Here is a 15,860-nt window from a genome sequence, read left to right as displayed (position 1 = left end):
GTAAAGAATATGGCAGAAGTATCCATAGAAAAACTCGCCACAGATATTGGCACAACCGTTGATCGTTTGGTTCAGCAGTTCAAAGATTCTGGTGTAACGAAAGCCGCAGGTGAAGTTGTTACTGAGGAAGAGAAAAAAATATTGCTTGATCACTTGAGTAAATCTCATGGTGGTGCAGGTGTCGAAGGGCCCAGGAAAATGACACTTCAACGCAAGACGACTAGCACGATTAGCTTAGGCAAATCGAAAGCAGTCAAAGTTGAGGTTCGTAGAAAGCGCACTTATGTTAAACGCACTGACTCTGAAGAGCAGCGTTTAGCCGAAGAAGAGGCGGCAAATGCTGCCACTGCGGCACTGGCTCAATTAGAAGCAGAGAAGAACGCAGCAGACGCTGCTAAAGCAGCTGCTGAAGAGAAAGTTGCGAAAGCAGCCGAAGCACGAAGAGTGCAAGAAGTAGAGCGCGCAGCGAGAGTTGAAAAAGCCAAGAAAGAAGCTGAAGAACGCAAGAAGAATGAGCCGACTATGTCCCCAGAGGAAAAGAAAGCTCATGATTCAGCCCGTTCGGAAGAAGAGCGTATTAGAAAACAGCAAGAAGAAGAGATCCAACGCAAACTTGAAGAAGATGCGAAGAAGGCGGCTGAAGAGGCGCGTAAACTTGCTGAAGAAAATGACATGCGCTGGAAAGAAGAAGAAATTCGTCGTAAGAAGCAAGAAGCGGAAGATGTTCACGTTCATTCCAACCGTTACGCACAAGAAGCGGAAGATGAGCAAGATATGAAAGTGGAACGCACTTCTCGTCGTCGTAAGAAGTCGAAGAAGAATGCGGGTGAAGATCTTAAGCACGGCTTTAACAAGCCAGCACAGCCGGTTGAAAGGATTGTTAAGATTGGCGAAACCATTACCGTTGGTGAGCTAGCCAGCCGTATGGCTAAGAAAGGCACTGAAGTCATCAAAGCGATGATGAAAATGGGTGAGATGGCGACAATCAATCAAATACTTGACCAAGACACTGCCGTATTAGTGGTTGAAGAAATGGGTCATAAATATGAGCTTGTTAATGACAATGCACTTGAAGATGAGTTGATTGCTGATTCAGCGCAAGGTGACAAAGAAACACGTGCTCCGGTAGTGACTATTATGGGTCACGTTGACCATGGTAAAACATCCTTGCTAGATTACATTCGACGCGCGAAAGTTGCTGACGGTGAAGCTGGCGGTATAACTCAGCATATCGGTGCCTACAGTGTTGAAACCGATAACGGTCGTATCACTTTCTTGGATACACCAGGACATGCCGCGTTTACTGCAATGCGTGCACGTGGTGCGGTTGCAACGGATATTGTTATATTAGTTGTTGCGGCTGACGATGGTGTCATGCCTCAAACAAAAGAAGCGGTTCAACATGCCCGTGCTGCTGGCGTACCTTTGATTATTGCCGTCAATAAGATGGACAAAGAAGGTGCCGATCCTGACAGAGTAAGAAATGAGTTGTCACAACTCGAGGTTATTTCTGAAGAGTGGGGCGGTGAGCATCAATTCGTGTCTGTTTCAGCGAAAACAGGTATGGGTATTGATTCATTACTTGAAGCTATTTCATTGCAAGCTGAATTGCTTGACTTGAAAGCGGTATCAACGGGTCCTGCTCGCGGTATCGTTATTGAGTCACGCTTGGATAAAGGTAGAGGCCCCGTTGCTTCTGTTCTTATTCAAGAAGGTGAATTAAAGGCGGGCGATATCTTATTATGCGGTGAAGAATACGGTCGTGTTCGAGCGATGCGTGATGAGCATGGACAAGAAATAAAACTTGCAGGTCCTTCTACTCCAGTTGAAGTTCTTGGCCTGTCTGGTGTGCCAATTGCTGGCGAGAATGCGCTTGTAGTTCAAGATGAACGTAAAGCACGAGAAGTTGCTGCAAAACGCCACACTAAACAGCGTGAAGTTAAATTAGCCAAGCAACAAAAAGCGAAGCTAGAGAATATGTTCGCGAATATGGAATCGGGCGATGTGAGTGAATTGAACGTGGTGCTTAAAGCCGATGTTCAAGGTTCAATTGAAGCCATTGCAGAAAGCTTAATTAATCTTTCTACTGACGAAGTTAAAGTGAACATAGTGGGTAGCGGTGTAGGTGGTATTACTGAAACTGACGCCAGTTTAGCTGCGGCATCAAGTGCCATTGTGGTTGGTTTTAACGTTCGTGCTGACGCTTCTGCGCGCCGTATTATTGAAACTGAAGAAATAGACTTGCGTTACTACAGCATTATTTATGAACTGATTGATGAAGTCAAAAAAGCGATGAGCGGAATGCTTGCGCCTGAATTCAAGCAGCAAATCATGGGTCTTGCACAAGTACGTGATGTATTTAAATCGCCGAAGATTGGCGCAATTGCCGGTTGTATGGTCACCGAAGGTGTCATTAAGCGAGCAAATCCAATCAGAGTACTTCGAGATAACGTGGTTATTTACGAAGGCGGACTTGAATCATTGCGTCGCTTTAAAGATGATGTTCAAGAAGTTAAGAAAGGTATCGAATGTGGTATCGGTGTTAAAAACTATAACGACGTTAAAGTTGGCGACCAAATAGAAGTATACGAAGTCGTTGAAGTCAAAAGAGAGCTCTAGAAGACCGCTTAGCGAAAAAAAATCATGCATTGTGTTTGTAGCTTATTGTTATAAATAATGCAGGGAAACCAAATACGGGGGCTTTTTAGCCTCCGTTTTTTTCATTGCACAATGTGTGTGTAATTGAAATCAGGAGAATAAAATGGCGAGAGAATTTTCTCGGACAGATAGAGTAAGTCAGCAAGTCCATAAAGAGATTGCTAGTATCTTACAAAATGAATTTAAACATCGTGAACCTGAAGTAGGTATGATCACTATATCAAGTGTTGAAGTTTCTCGAGACCTCGCACACGCTAAAATATACGTGACTTTCTACCATAATGACGAAGACAAAATAAAGGATGATCTCGTTAGACTACAAGATGCAAAAGGTTTCATCCGTACTTTGCTTGCCAAGCGTATTCGTATGCGTGCTGTTCCAGCTGTTCATTTCTTTAGAGATGAATCTATAACTGAAGGGATCAGAATTTCGACCTTGGTTAATCAAGCCAGAGCTAAAGATGAAGCAAAGGCAAAAGATGCCCCTGAAGACGAGTAGAGATAAAAGTAGAACATGGCAAGAATAAAAAGAGGCAGGGCGATTAATGGCGTCGTACTTGTTGATAAGTACACCGGTGAGTCATCTAATTTTATCTTACAGCAAGTCAAACGGTTATACGGGGCAGCGAAAGCGGGTCATACAGGTGCGCTTGACCCACTCGCAACGGGTATGTTGCCCATCTGCTTAGGAGAGGCAACTAAGTTTTCTCAATTTTTGTTAGATGCAGATAAAACATATATCGTGACCGCAAAACTAGGGGAACGCACCGATACCTCAGACTCAGAGGGCGACATTGTAGAAACTAGGCCGGTTAATGTTACACGGGATCTAATCGACTCTGCTGTAGAGGCGTTTCGAGGGCCAATTAAGCAAGTACCATCGATGTTTTCAGCACTTAAACATAAAGGTAAACCGTTATATTCTTACGCTAGGCAAGGTATCGTTATTGAGCGCGAAGCTCGTGAAATTACCGTTCACTCCTTAGTTGTGCTACGCTATGAAAATAACCAGTTGGACATGCAAGTAGCCTGTTCAAAGGGCACATATATTCGCACTTTGGTGGATGATTTAGGCCAAGCACTTGGTTGCGGCGCGCATGTTACAATGCTTCGTCGTACCAAAGTGGCAGACTACCCAAGTCAAAACATGATTACCGTTGAGAAATTACAATCCCTGTCTGAAGATTTATCAATAGACAGGCAGTTTCGTACGTTCGATAAGTTGGATGCCTTGCTATTACCAACAGATACTGCAGTCGCAAATCTTCCTGCTTTTAATGCAACTGATGCTAGCATCGAGCGTTTTTTGCATGGACAGGAGATCCTCGAAGAAAATCAATTTCCTAAAAACGATCTGGTTAGAATTTATAGAGACTCTGACAAGCGCTTTTATGGCATGGCAGAAGTTGACAGTGCTGGAAATCTACAACCCAAACGAGTGGTTGTTTATAAAGAAAGCTATTTCGGCGAAAACTAAGCTAAAGCACTTGTGTATTATCGCTTCACGGGTATAATACGCCCTCTTTTTGGCATGACTGAATTAGTGATCGGCATGCTGTTGTTTAAACCATCTATCTATATTGGAGATAACTATGTCACTAACTACAGAAGAAATCGCAACAATCATATCTGAGTTCGGCGTTAAAGAAGGTGATACAGGTTCACCAGAAGTTCAAGTTGCTTTGTTAAGTAACAACATCAACAAACTTCAAAGCCACTTTAAAGAGCATAAGAAAGACCACCATTCACGTCGTGGTTTGCTACGTATGGTTAGTCAGCGTAGAACATTACTTGATTACCTAAAAGGTAAAAGTGTTGAGCGCTATCAAAAGCTTATCAAGCGTTTAGGCATACGTCGTTAATTCGATAGTTTAACGTTAGATATAAAAAAGCACCCGTCGGGTGCTTTTTTTGTGTTTGGTAAAGAGTAAAACATAAAACCATTATGACCAATTGGCCTATAAACCTAGCTACTGGAAGTCATACAGAATACGTTACAGGCTCCTTATCGGCTCTCCTGAGTCAACACCTTTAAACTGTTCTTTTGGCAATTTCTTGTAATAGAGATTCTAAATCCTCAATCTTTTCAAGCAGTGTTGAATTTCTTGCCTCTACATTCTTAACCTTATCGCTCAGCGCTTTTATTTGTTTCATCTGATTACTTACTCTTTCACCCGTCTGCTCTGCATTAACATTTACTACCAACATATCGTTGGCTTGGGTCGTTAGTTTTTCATTCAAGCCGTTTACGCGGTTCAACATCTGTTGAACATTAGTTGTTGCGTCTGTTAGCGTCACTTGAATACTTTTAATATCGGTACCCAGGTTTCCCCTTGTACTTGCCAAGTCATTATTTAAGGTCTTTATTTCTTCTTGATTGCGTCTCCAAGCTGAAGCCCACAATTTATCCATTTGCCCCCATAACTCCTCAGTCCTTTCAGCTAACTCAGTGACCTTAACGCCGAGCGCGACAGTTGAGTTACCCATTTCTTCATCAGTTGCAGATAAACGTTGTTCAAGTGACTTTAGTCTGTTGTCAGCATCAATCGCTATCATGTTAGCTTGTCCAAGCTGCATATATAGATAAGCGCACGCCGCACAGGCGGCGATGGCGACAACTAATACAATTGATGTAAATAGATGTGAACCACTTGATATTGAATGAGATACTTGTGGCTCTAAGGTGGCTTTACCTATTGGACGACGCTCATCTACTTCTATATTAATGGGCGCAAAATCTTTATCATTTTGTGACATATCTATGCTTTCTTCTCGTGTTAATCTACTGCTGTCATGGTAAATCAAAATGTCAAAATATTCATGTTTAAATTCATTCAAATTTCACAGTTTTGATTTAGTTCCACGGATTTATAGGTATATTTTTGGTGTCGTAATCATGACCAACAGGTGTAGACACATATACTACAATGACATATATTGCATGCCGAGTTCTTTAAACGTCGAATTACTATATGAAGTTGACCAGTAAAATATCGTTTACCTTAGGTGTGCGAACGCTGATCTTGGTATTAATGCTAGGTTTAGTGATGTCTTTTTTGCAAACCTATATCGACTTTAAGAATCGACGAGCTGAAGTGAATTCCTCGATTGAATCAATCATCGATGCATCAAAGGATTCTGCTAAAAATGCGGTTTGGAATCTAGACAACGATTTAGCCGCATTAGTCATTAAAGGCTTGACCTATTTCAATCACTTTTCATATGTCGCGATCTTAGATGAAAATGATAATGTTTTAGCCGAGTCAAACAAAGATCAGTTGGAGCAATCCAACAAGGTTCTTTCCTTTTTCTTAGTCCCTAATATCAGGGAATACGTTGTACCATTATCTATTGCTGAGCTGTCTCCGGTGAACGCCAATGAATTGCCATTGGGATCAGGGAAAATGCGGATTCGAATTAATATCCATTCGTCACTTAATGATGTATATGACCGCGCGGTGGTTACCTTTATTATCTCGCTTGCTGGCTATATCGTTATATCGTTTGCATTGGGTTTGCTCTATCACTTAAGTCTAGCTGCTCCCCTTATGCGCTTAGCGAGTCGCTTCGAAAGAGTAAATACGTCTTCGTTTACTGAGCAATCCATTAGTAAACTTAAAGGCCACGGGTCGGATGAATTTGGTAAAATCATTGATTCAGCCAATGATTTATTAGGTCGAATAGCATCAGGGCAAATTCTTCTCACTCAGCGTAGTCAGCGCTTTCGACTTATACTAGATACTGCTCCGGCAATTATTTATTCATTGGATAATGAAGGTAAATTTGTCTTTGCCAATAAAGCGACAGCCTTGTTCTATGGTTACTCAATATTTGATTTGAAAGGAAAGCTGGCGTCTGAAATTATTGAGCCTGTTGACTCAGCGTTAATGGAAGTCTTGAACACGTTTCTCGATGACAATTCTCGACAGATGAATAAAGTGTTTGAGGCCTACGATTCTCAAAAAAATAAATGTGTAATGGAAATGTCGTTCGTGAAGTTTCATACCTACGACGGACAAAGTATTTTGGTTGTGGGTAACGATGTTACGAAGCGCGTTGAGGCCGAAGAGAAAATTGAAAATTTAGCTTATTGCGATTCACTTACAAATTTACCCAACCGCAACAAAGTGTATGAAAAGTTGAACTCGCAAGAAGTTACGATTTCAAACAGCCAATACCAAGTTGCCATATTGGCAGACTTAGACCAATTTAAACGCATCAACGATACTTTAAGCCACAGTGTAGGCGACCAACTTATAGTGAAGCTAGCTGAGCGCCTAACAATAGAATTTAAGGATATCGGCTTTGTTGCTCGCTTAGGTGCTGACGAGTTTTTACTGCACAGCGAACAACTATCTAATAATCGAGAAATTGCAAATACCACCGCCTTTGAACTTGCTGAAAAACTCAGAAGATGTATCAATCGAGAAATCGATATTGGTTTACATCGATACAATTTATCCGCAAGTTTAGGCGTAGTAGTTTTCAAGCCTGGTTTTGAAACAGCTGATGAAATCCTTCAGTATGCAGACACTGCTATGTACGAATCTAAAAAATCGGGGCGTAATTGCTCAACATTGTTTATTGATAAAATGGCAACTGAAGCTGCTGAATTACTTAAATTGGAACGTGATATTAGCAACGCCATTTTCAAAGACGAATTCTTCTTTGTTCTGCAGCCGCTTATATCCTCTGTAACCATGGAAGTGACCTCAGCAGAGGCGCTAATTCGCTGGCAGCGTGGTGATACGATCGTTGCGCCTAACGATTTTATTCCGTTTCTTGAAGAAAGCGCAATGATCATTGAGGTTGGTGATAAAATGCTGACAAAAGTATGTGAATTCTTAGTGCAATTGAAGCAGCGGGGATTGTTAACCGCCTCGTTTAAAATTGCAGTCAACATCAGTGGAAAGCAATTATCGGAGGCTGATTTTATCGATAAAGTAACCACTGTATTGAGAAAATATCAGATTGCTGGGCACTATCTTGAATTTGAAATTACCGAGAGTGTTGCCTTAGATAATCTAAAAGACACCATCAATAAAATAAATGAATTAAAACAAATTGGTATTAGTTTTAGTCTCGACGATTTTGGTACTGGTTATAGCTCACTGAGCCATTTAAAAGATTTACCAGTTGATAAATTAAAAATTGATCAATCTTTTATTAATGACATTAATGTTGATAAACAAGACGAGAACCTAGTTAAGTCAATTCTCCAATTAGCTGTTAATTTAGGTATTGTTACTGTTGCTGAAGGCGTAGAAACAAAGGAACAAGTAGAGTGGCTGAAAGAAAATGGCAGTATGTTGTTGCAAGGTTATTACTTCAGTCGCCCGATTTTACCTAACGAATTTATTGAAAAGTATTTAATTTCAAAAGATGAAGTAACGACGTTATCACAGCGGTAATAAGACAGCGCAAGACGGTCTTTTTGGCGAACCGCTGGCTACCTTACTACCTGATGAGTTAGTCCATCAATCAGTTAATTTATTTAACGTTGATTGGTCGCTCTAAATATGGTTTTGATCGCATTTGCTAGCGTGATGCGTCTGATTGGTTTGGTTAAGTACTCATTCATACCACTTTTAAGAGCGATGTCACGATCCTCCTGCATTGCATGTGCGGACACACCAACAATGGGTACTGTTGTATTACCGCTTTGCCTAATAAGCTTAGTCGCCTCGATACCATCTAAAACAGGCATTTGAACGTCCATTAAGACCAAATCATATGCTTTGTTTGCTTCCACCTTCTCAACAGCTTCCTTACCATTGTTAGCAATGTCATGGGTAAGTCCTAAACTTTTTATCATTTCACCCATTAACATTTGATTGATCGCGTTATCTTCAACTAACAGTATGTGTCCTGCGAATTTGGTTGTTTTTGGCGTAACCGATTGTTCTTGTGAAAGTAGAATTGGTTCATTATCAATATTGGTATGACCATTCAAAATCGAAATAAAGTGATTAATGTCGCTAAATGAATAAGGGTGAGTTAGCACTGGGCATCCCCACTGTGCTTCTAGTTCCTCCGCTAACCCTGATGGATAGGTTTTTGTTATACAACCAAAGGTCTCATGGTGTTCATGCAAACGTGTAAATATGGAATTTAGAGACTGTGCATGTGCAAAATCATCAATATCAAATATAAAAACAGTTTCCTCTTGATTAAGCATTTCATTAAACTCTTGGAATGACTTATACAGCGACCTAGGGGCAATGAATTTGAGGTATTCTTGATAGAGTAGATGCGAAGAATCTTTAGACACATAAATTAACGACTTTTTAAGTCCTGTTAACGAATTACAAAATGTATCACTACCTTCGGGAATAAGTTTGAATGAGCAAGTAAAGGTGCTACCTAAACCCAATGCCGAGGTCGCTTTTACGTCACCATGCATTAAACAAGTTAATTGCTTCACAATAGAAAGACCAAGACCAGTTCCGCCATATTTTCGACTTATCGAATTGTCACCTTGCGTAAATGGCATAAATATCGATTTGAGCCTACCTTCCTCTATACCAACACCGGTGTCCTTTATTTGTACCTCAAGAAAACAGACTCCTTGCTCTGTACTTTCTTTCTTTAAAAAAGAAATAGATATTTTGCCTGAATGCGTAAACTTGATCGCGTTATTGGTTAAATTTAAAATCACTTGTGAAATACGCAGTGGATCACCAATGGCCCGAATAGGCAGGGTCGGTTCGATCAATATCTCTACGTTAAGTTTTTTCTCTGCTGCTGGTGACACTGAAAATGCGGTGAGACTATCAAACAGTTGAGTCAGACAAAATGACGTGTTCTCAATTTCCAGTTTACCCGCTTCAATTTTTGAGAAGTCTAAAATATCATTGATGACATTCAGTAATATCTGACTTGAATACGCGACTTTTTCTAAGTTATCTCTCACTTCTTTAGAGAGGGGCCGTTGTAGCAACATATCGACCAATCCTATAATGCCATTCATCGGTGTTCTAATTTCATGACTCATGTTAGCTAAGAATATACTTTTCGAGGCATTGGCTATTTCAGCTTGATTTTTTGCGTCAGCTAAGTCAACGTTAAGTGCTTGTTGTTCCTCATTTAATTTTTGCGATCCTTCTAATAACTCTTTTTTTTGTTTGTTTTTTTCATTAAATACACTTGCAGCACGCGCAAGCTTACCAAGCTCATCTTTGCGCTTAACAAAAGGAATATTAACGTCATCTTGACCTTCAACCAAACGTTCGAACACGCTAGTAATTGCATGTAGTGGTATAAATATCCGGTTAGCAGCAATAAATGCAAGCATGAGAGTTATAAAGATGCCGGCAAGTGATGACACATTCATTTGATCCTGAGATTCGTCAATATTGATTTGTATTTGCTGATTAGTTTGGTTTGCCAACAAGGCAGATTTTTGCGCCATTTCTTTGGATAGATATAGAAATTCATTAGCTGAGCCAGCCATGACCACATTAACAAGATAAATGTAGCCTTGGGTTACGTTGGTCAGTTGAATGAATTTTCTATCAACGTTGTCTATTGCATTAGTAACCCATGCTTTTTCTTGAGTAAATCCCGCGATATTTTTTACGATTTCGTTGGCAGTAATGAGTTTATTAGAAAATTGATCCTTTAACACCGAACTTGGATTTAACAGATATCGATAGGCTAGGTTTTCAGCAGAATAAAAATACACTTTTAAACTATCATTTCTTTGCGTTAAGCGAATAAATGCATTATTCGCAAGCAGCGCTTCAATATCGGCTATTAGCCCTTCCTCAAAATATTTATCTCGCAGTTGACGACCATTTACAACACTGGCAAAATTTGTAAAATAATCCTCTATATGGTGCTGCATGGCTTCGACTTGGGTGCGAGATTGTTCTGTCTTCTCATCCTCGGCAATACCAAGCTGAATTTTATTCAGTCTACTTTCGACTCCTACAAACAAAGTATTAAAGCGTTTCACTGCGGAATCACTTCCGGTATCTTTAAATATGAGGACTTGTCGTTGCAAGTCTAAAATATCTCTTTCTAATTCGCGGACTAGCTTTTCTTCGGTAATGGTTTCTTGATAATTAGAAAACGCGCCAATTAACTGATCTTGATTGAGTTTTGCAAATAATACTTGGCTTAGTAAAATTAGTATAAACATTAACAAAAACAAAGTTACTTGGGCCTTTAAAGAAAGTCTCATATTATATTTTCATTTTTCTAGGGGCTAAAAACTAAGAACTAAGAAATTCATACCACTTTTCCAAAGTGTATTCGTAGGTAGGCATAACTGTGTTCCACACTGCAACGTTTTCAAATCTTTTTTCATAACTTCCACCTGATCTCACATCGCCTTTTTTCACAGACACCTTTCCATCAGTACCGGTTAAATCCTCTAATGTTGCTTTGCCGTTATACCAATAGTCGTATTCATTCGCCGTTAAAAACTGTTTAGACCTGTTCGGGTTTGAAATATAGTAACCCTGACGTGCAATGAAAGCGCCAGCCCAGCCGGACAACCACCAGTTCATATATTCATATGCAGCGCTTTCCTGACGCTTGGCTATTTGTGATGATAAGCACATTACGCCATGCCAGCCTCTATATCCCTCTTTAGGGGCAGCAAAAGTCACCGGTACATTTTGACCATTTAAGCTTGAAACCGCAGGTGAAAACATACTTTCTATTACCACTCTTTTTGATTTCATGAATCGCACGGATTCAGGAACTGATGTCCAGAAACCGCTAAAGTGTCCTTGTTGCTTATACCTAATCAAAATTTCAAATAGCTTATCTAACTCGAGGGTTGTCATTGAGCCGATATTTTCAAAGGTTATTAACCCTCGCGCTTGTGCTGACAAGGCTAAATCAAATAGGCCGATGGTGGGTGCATTTACAACAGCAACCTTGCCTCTATATTTTTCATCAAGCAGCCAGCCCCAGCTTTCGGTTTCATAGGGAATGCCTTTCTTTATAACCGAGGTGTTGTAACCAAATGAGTCAACATTATGTACGTAAGGTAAGTAACTGAGCTGGTTTGTATCATTGTCACTCAAGGTCCCATCTGTTTGAATATGCAATAATTTGTATGGCGCGTCTCCTGCGCCAATTTTAGCTTGTGGTGTAATTCGGCCAGTTTTGGTCAACGAATTGATCTCGTCCCAATGGCGTATACGACTTTTATTAATCGGTTTAATGCTACCAGAGCGCCATAATACATTAATGCTATTGGACCATTGTTCATACAAATCAAAGCTGTCTGGCGCCATTGAGGCCTTTTGCAAAACCGCAGCGCTGCCTTTGGGTTCGAAAACAAGATCGATACTCAAATCCTCCATGGCTTTTTTACGTAGGTCTTCTTGCAGGGTTACATGAGTCCCTAAAATACGAAGTTTCGGTCGCGATTTGCCAATAGCAAACGTTGAAAAGGGAAGCACGGTTGCAATACTGCCCACCGCAGCGGTTTTGAGTATGTCTCTTCGTTGTTTGTTTACACTGTTATACAAATTATTCATAAAGCCTCGTATGGGCTACAAAACTCAATTTGAAGATAACTGCATAGTATAAATTCTAGGCAAGCTAACATGCTTTAATTTGCTTAAGTTTCATGTTGGTGCATATCTATTCAGATAAATAGTAATATTTGTCTAATAATACTGTAAGTTTTTTATAGTAAAATATCAATGTATAAATATTGTGTCTTTCTTCTTGTCATCTGATGTTGAGGGTTTTAATTAGCCTGGCACACCTAAACCGCCATTGGTTTAAGCGGACTGTAGGTGAAGATGCAGAAGAAAGATTCAGAGACATTATCTTTTGCATGTAAGCACACATATGAAGTTATTTTTATGGATATAATTGTGTTACTTGACGTTCTTATCGAACACTGGGCAATGAAATAGATTGATTCAGTTTAGAGCGTATTGAGTTCGAACATAAAAAAAGACGCTTAAAAGCGTCTTTTTCGAATTGGTGGAGCTGGCGGGAATTGAACCCGCGTCCAGAAAGCGTCAACCTTTGGTACTACATGCTTAGTTTGTCATTTATTTAATCCTATGGACCCCGACAAACAGGGTTCCTTCGGACTGGCCTAATACTATTTCGCGGTTCAACCTTAGACAAGTATCCCTCGCTATTTCACTAGTATGACCTTCCGTACCTCAGTTAGTGAAAAGAACTTGAGTGGAAGGGCCTATGCAGGGTATTAAGCTGCTAGTGCGTAGTTTTCGTCGTTTGCGACTATTTTTTTGCGGCTTTTTTAAGAGGCCAGCCGCACCTCTGCATGCACCTCCAGCATCATTGAATCCTGTCGAATCCAGAGCAGCCCCGAGATAAGTGTAGATTATAGCACGCTTATATTAGCAGAACAGTGATATTTCATTGATTTTGATTTGATAGAAGAATAAATCAACAACTATTCAACGCTTTATAGCAAACTATTCAACGAGGTGACTTGAAATGTCAACCTATGATGTCATTGTATACAACATAATAAATTATACAGACCCACTTGCTATGAAAGCGTTCGCGCCACTTGTTCTTCCAAATGGAATAGAAATAAAAAACCGTTTTGTAAAAGCCGCTATGGAAGAAAATATGGCGCAAGACCATCAGTTACCTGGAATTGCGCTGAAAAACTTGTACGCTGCTTGGGCTAAAGGTGGTGTAGGTATGATCATTACGGGCAATGTAATGGTCGACAAAATGGCAATGACAGGTCCGGGCGGTGTTGTACTTGAGGCTGATACACCCATTGAGCCGTTTCGAGCTTGGGCTGAAATAGCTAAGCAGAACAACACAACCGTAATAATGCAAATTAATCATCCCGGCCGTCAGGTATTTAAGAAGATGGGTGGAAAAGTGCTTTCGCCATCCGACGTTGCTTTAAATTTAGGTAAACATAGCGGTCTATTTTCACAACCCAAGGCCATGTCCGAAGGGGAAATTGAAGATGTTATCGCGCGCTTTGTTATTACCGCAAAGCGCGCTGAAGAGGCCGGCTTTGATGGTGTTGAAATTCACGCGGCTCATGGTTATTTGGTAAGCCAATTTTTGTCACCGTTAACCAACGTTAGAAAAGACCAGTGGGGCGGTGAACTGCAAGACAGGGCCAAACTACTTTATGACATCATTCGTGAGGTAAAAAATAGCTGCGGCAAACGGTTTATTGTTTCGGTTAAGCTCAACTCTGCTGATTTTCAACGTGGTGGTTTTGATGTTGCCGATGCCATTGAAGTCGTTAAAGCTCTGAACACTAAGGGACTGGATTTTATAGAATTGTCTGGGGGCTCATACGAAGCGCCAGCCATGCAGGGGAAAAGTGGAGATGAAAGAACACTTGCCCGAGAAGCGTATTTTCTAACCTTTGCTAAGCAGATTGCGCAGCACAGCCGTATCCCAGTAATGACAACCGGAGGTATTAAACGCCTCGCTGTTGCCAATGAAGTATTAGCAGCCAACATGGACCTAGTAGGCATTGCCTCGGCATTGGCCTTTAATCCGGCATTGATTAATCAATGGACGGTTGACCAAGATACCTTAGGACATATCCCCGCGACCCCGTGGAAAGATAAAACACTCAGCGGATTAGCTAATATGGCACTCGTCAAGCGTCAACTAAGGCGGTTAGGAAAAGGTGATACGCCAAACGTAAATGCATCACCGTTGCTCACCCTGATTATGGACCAAATAAGAGCGGCTAAATTGACAAAAAGGTACAGAAAACAATACATAGATTAATGTTGAGTACTGACATGCTACTGACTGTGTTTTTAATTTAAGGTATCAACCCTGTTTTATTTGCAGGGTTAATACCTTATTCATTAAGCACTGTGTTTCATCATACGTTCTTTCTGACGTGCCCAATCTCTGTCTTTAACGGTGTCGCGTTTGTCATGTTCCTGCTTGCCTTTGGCTAGCTGAATTTCAAGCTTCACCCAGCAGGCTTTCCAGTACATCGCTGTCGCGACGATGGTTAGACCTTGTCTATCAAGTCCTCCCATAAGCTCTTCTATCTCGCGTTTTTTTAACAATAGTTTGCGTATACGGGTAGGTTCACTAATCACATGTGTCGAGGCCTGGTTTAAAGGCATGATATTAATATTACTGACATAAGCTTCACCGTCTTTAATAAAAACGTAGCTATCGGTAATATTCGCCTTTCCGGCTCGTATTGCTTTAATTTCCCAGCCCTGTAATTGCATACCTGCTTCGAATTTATCAATAAAATGATATTCGTGGCGAGCTTTTCTATTCAGTGCAATGGTGTCGTTGTTGTTTTTGGATTTTTTCATAGGGGGTATTATACGTAGACTTGTTTGCTTTGTCTTTATGTCCTTTATTTTTCGTCACGAAAATTACAAATATCGTGATAGAATAGCGTGTATTGTAACCTGAGGTTGTGTTTTATTAATGCCGAGTATTAAAAGAAATGCATTAGTGGCTTATAGTGCAAGCCAAATGTATGACTTAGTCAACGATGTTGAAAAGTACGAAAGTTTTTTACCGGGGTGTGTGAAAAGCGAAGTATTAGAAAGTGGTGAAAATTACATGCTTGCTTCACTTGTGCTTTCTAAAGCGGGTGTAAAGCAAACACTGATTACATCAAACACACTAATTAAAGATACGGCCATTGAAATGGACCTGTCCGATGGCCCATTCAAATCACTTTCGGGTGGCTGGCGATTTACGCCTTTGTCCGATGAAGCGTGCAAAATTGAACTTAACCTCCATTTTGTATTTTCCAGTAAGCTAATGGAAATTGCTTTTGGCAAAATATTCAATGCACTGGCAAATAATATGGTGAGTGCATTTGGTAAGCGAGCAAAGCAGGTGTACAAATAATGTCGAGTGCTATTAATATTGAAGTTGTTTATGGCTTACCCCATAAACAGACCTTGCTAAAGTTAAAGGTAGCTGCAAGTAGCACTGTTTTACAAGCAATAGAAGCGTCAGGAATACAAAAAATATATACCGAAATTGATTTAAATGAAAATAACGTCGGTATATGGAATCGCACATGCAAGCCTACCGATACCTTGCTTGAAGGTGATCGTGTTGAAATTTACCGGCCCATGGTAGCCGACCCTAAAGAAGTTCGAAAACGCCGTGCTGAGAAGGCAAAAGAAGAAGGGCGTGCTGATAAAGTCACGGGTGGTCGACCTAATCCAATGAAAACCAATAAAGTAAAAAATAGTGATTAGCGCGAAGCTTGCTAATCA

12 protein-coding genes and 1 other RNA gene are annotated in these 15,860 nt (G+C 40.5%); 8 read left to right on the top strand and 5 right to left on the bottom strand.

The features are described from left to right. Positions 1–9 precede the first annotated feature (9 nt). From infB to rpsO, 4 genes are all read left to right on the top strand, one after another. Complete coding sequence (gene infB / locus G399_RS0103375) at positions 10–2,619, top strand: translation initiation factor IF-2 (protein ID WP_006012337.1); 2,610 nt, start codon at positions 10–12, stop codon at positions 2,617–2,619. A gap of 142 nt (positions 2,620–2,761) precedes the next feature. Next, positions 2,762–3,157: a 30S ribosome-binding factor RbfA gene (gene rbfA / locus G399_RS0103370; protein ID WP_006012340.1), complete on the top strand. Its 396-nt coding sequence runs from the start codon at positions 2,762–2,764 to the stop codon at positions 3,155–3,157. A 15-nt stretch (positions 3,158–3,172) separates the two neighbouring features. Continuing rightward, complete coding sequence (truB, locus tag G399_RS0103365; protein ID WP_006012343.1) at positions 3,173–4,135, top strand: tRNA pseudouridine(55) synthase TruB; 963 nt, start codon at positions 3,173–3,175, stop codon at positions 4,133–4,135. Positions 4,136–4,250: 115 nt separating this feature from the next. Next, positions 4,251–4,520, top strand: coding sequence for a 30S ribosomal protein S15 (rpsO, locus tag G399_RS0103360; RefSeq protein WP_006012346.1), 270 nt, complete (start codon positions 4,251–4,253; stop codon positions 4,518–4,520). Positions 4,521–4,689: 169 nt separating this feature from the next. Here the strand turns inward: rpsO and G399_RS20090 are convergent, their stop codons facing one another. Beyond that, positions 4,690–5,415 carry a hypothetical protein gene (locus G399_RS20090; RefSeq protein ID WP_006012349.1) on the bottom strand — a complete coding sequence of 242 codons (726 nt, stop codon included), beginning with the start codon at positions 5,413–5,415 and terminating at the stop codon, positions 4,690–4,692. Positions 5,416–5,630: 215 nt separating this feature from the next. On the opposite strand from G399_RS20090, the gene G399_RS0103350 reads away from it, so the two are divergent. Then, entirely contained in the window at positions 5,631–8,069 is a 2,439-nt protein-coding gene (locus G399_RS0103350; protein WP_006012351.1) for a putative bifunctional diguanylate cyclase/phosphodiesterase, read from the top strand. Positions 8,070–8,152: 83 nt separating this feature from the next. Here G399_RS0103350 and G399_RS0103345 read toward each other — a convergent pair whose 3' ends face one another. The 3 genes from G399_RS0103345 to ssrA form a co-directional block, all read right to left on the bottom strand. Beyond that, the gene (locus tag G399_RS0103345) at positions 8,153–10,801 is read right to left on the bottom strand and encodes a response regulator (RefSeq protein ID WP_006012354.1); all 2,649 of its coding nucleotides are present in this window, start codon (positions 10,799–10,801) and stop codon (positions 8,153–8,155) included. Positions 10,802–10,874: 73 nt separating this feature from the next. Continuing rightward, a complete protein-coding gene (locus tag G399_RS0103340; RefSeq protein WP_006012356.1) occupies positions 10,875–12,155 on the bottom strand; it encodes an ABC transporter substrate-binding protein in 1,281 nt (426 codons plus the stop codon). Between the two features lie 455 nt (positions 12,156–12,610). Next, positions 12,611–12,968, bottom strand: a transfer-messenger RNA (tmRNA) gene (gene ssrA, locus G399_RS21470). Between the two features lie 187 nt (positions 12,969–13,155). Between ssrA and G399_RS0103330 the strand changes: the two genes are divergently transcribed. Then, on the top strand, positions 13,156–14,379 hold the full coding sequence (locus G399_RS0103330) for an NADH:flavin oxidoreductase/NADH oxidase family protein (RefSeq protein ID WP_026843413.1): 1,224 nt from the start codon (positions 13,156–13,158) through the stop codon (positions 14,377–14,379). An 83-nt stretch (positions 14,380–14,462) separates the two neighbouring features. Here the strand turns inward: G399_RS0103330 and smpB are convergent, their stop codons facing one another. Continuing rightward, on the bottom strand, positions 14,463–14,933 hold the full coding sequence (gene smpB / locus G399_RS0103325) for an SsrA-binding protein SmpB (protein ID WP_006012362.1): 471 nt from the start codon (positions 14,931–14,933) through the stop codon (positions 14,463–14,465). Between the two features lie 118 nt (positions 14,934–15,051). Between smpB and G399_RS0103320 the strand changes: the two genes are divergently transcribed. Continuing rightward, complete coding sequence (locus G399_RS0103320) at positions 15,052–15,483, top strand: type II toxin-antitoxin system RatA family toxin (protein ID WP_006012364.1); 432 nt, start codon at positions 15,052–15,054, stop codon at positions 15,481–15,483. Continuing rightward, the gene (locus G399_RS0103315; RefSeq protein WP_006012365.1) at positions 15,483–15,842 is read left to right on the top strand and encodes an RnfH family protein; all 360 of its coding nucleotides are present in this window, start codon (positions 15,483–15,485) and stop codon (positions 15,840–15,842) included. Before G399_RS0103320 ends, G399_RS0103315 begins: the two co-directional genes overlap by 1 nt. Positions 15,843–15,860 lie beyond the last annotated feature (18 nt).

The sequence above is a fragment of the Brumicola pallidula DSM 14239 = ACAM 615 genome, assembly GCF_000428905.1.
GTDB classification, from domain to species: domain Bacteria; phylum Pseudomonadota; class Gammaproteobacteria; order Enterobacterales; family Alteromonadaceae; genus Glaciecola; species Glaciecola pallidula.
This window is presented reverse-complemented; position numbering and strand designations above follow the sequence as displayed.

Excerpts from the sequence above, each read along its gene's own strand:
- infB (WP_006012337.1), top strand. The coding sequence starts at position 10 with ATGGCAGAAGTATCCATAGAAAAACTCGCCACAGATATTGGCACAACC.
- rbfA (WP_006012340.1), top strand. The coding sequence starts at position 2,762 with ATGGCGAGAGAATTTTCTCGGACAGATAGAGTAAGTCAGCAAGTCCAT.
- truB (WP_006012343.1), top strand. The coding sequence starts at position 3,173 with ATGGCAAGAATAAAAAGAGGCAGGGCGATTAATGGCGTCGTACTTGTT.
- rpsO (WP_006012346.1), top strand. The coding sequence starts at position 4,251 with ATGTCACTAACTACAGAAGAAATCGCAACAATCATATCTGAGTTCGGC.
- G399_RS20090 (WP_006012349.1), bottom strand. The coding sequence starts at position 5,415 with ATGTCACAAAATGATAAAGATTTTGCGCCCATTAATATAGAAGTAGAT.
- G399_RS0103350 (WP_006012351.1), top strand. The coding sequence starts at position 5,631 with ATGAAGTTGACCAGTAAAATATCGTTTACCTTAGGTGTGCGAACGCTG.
- G399_RS0103345 (WP_006012354.1), bottom strand. The coding sequence starts at position 10,801 with ATGTTTATACTAATTTTACTAAGCCAAGTATTATTTGCAAAACTCAAT.
- G399_RS0103340 (WP_006012356.1), bottom strand. The coding sequence starts at position 12,155 with ATGAATAATTTGTATAACAGTGTAAACAAACAACGAAGAGACATACTC.
- G399_RS0103330 (WP_026843413.1), top strand. The coding sequence starts at position 13,156 with ATGAAAGCGTTCGCGCCACTTGTTCTTCCAAATGGAATAGAAATAAAA.
- smpB (WP_006012362.1), bottom strand. The coding sequence starts at position 14,933 with ATGAAAAAATCCAAAAACAACAACGACACCATTGCACTGAATAGAAAA.
- G399_RS0103320 (WP_006012364.1), top strand. The coding sequence starts at position 15,052 with ATGCCGAGTATTAAAAGAAATGCATTAGTGGCTTATAGTGCAAGCCAA.
- G399_RS0103315 (WP_006012365.1), top strand. The coding sequence starts at position 15,483 with ATGTCGAGTGCTATTAATATTGAAGTTGTTTATGGCTTACCCCATAAA.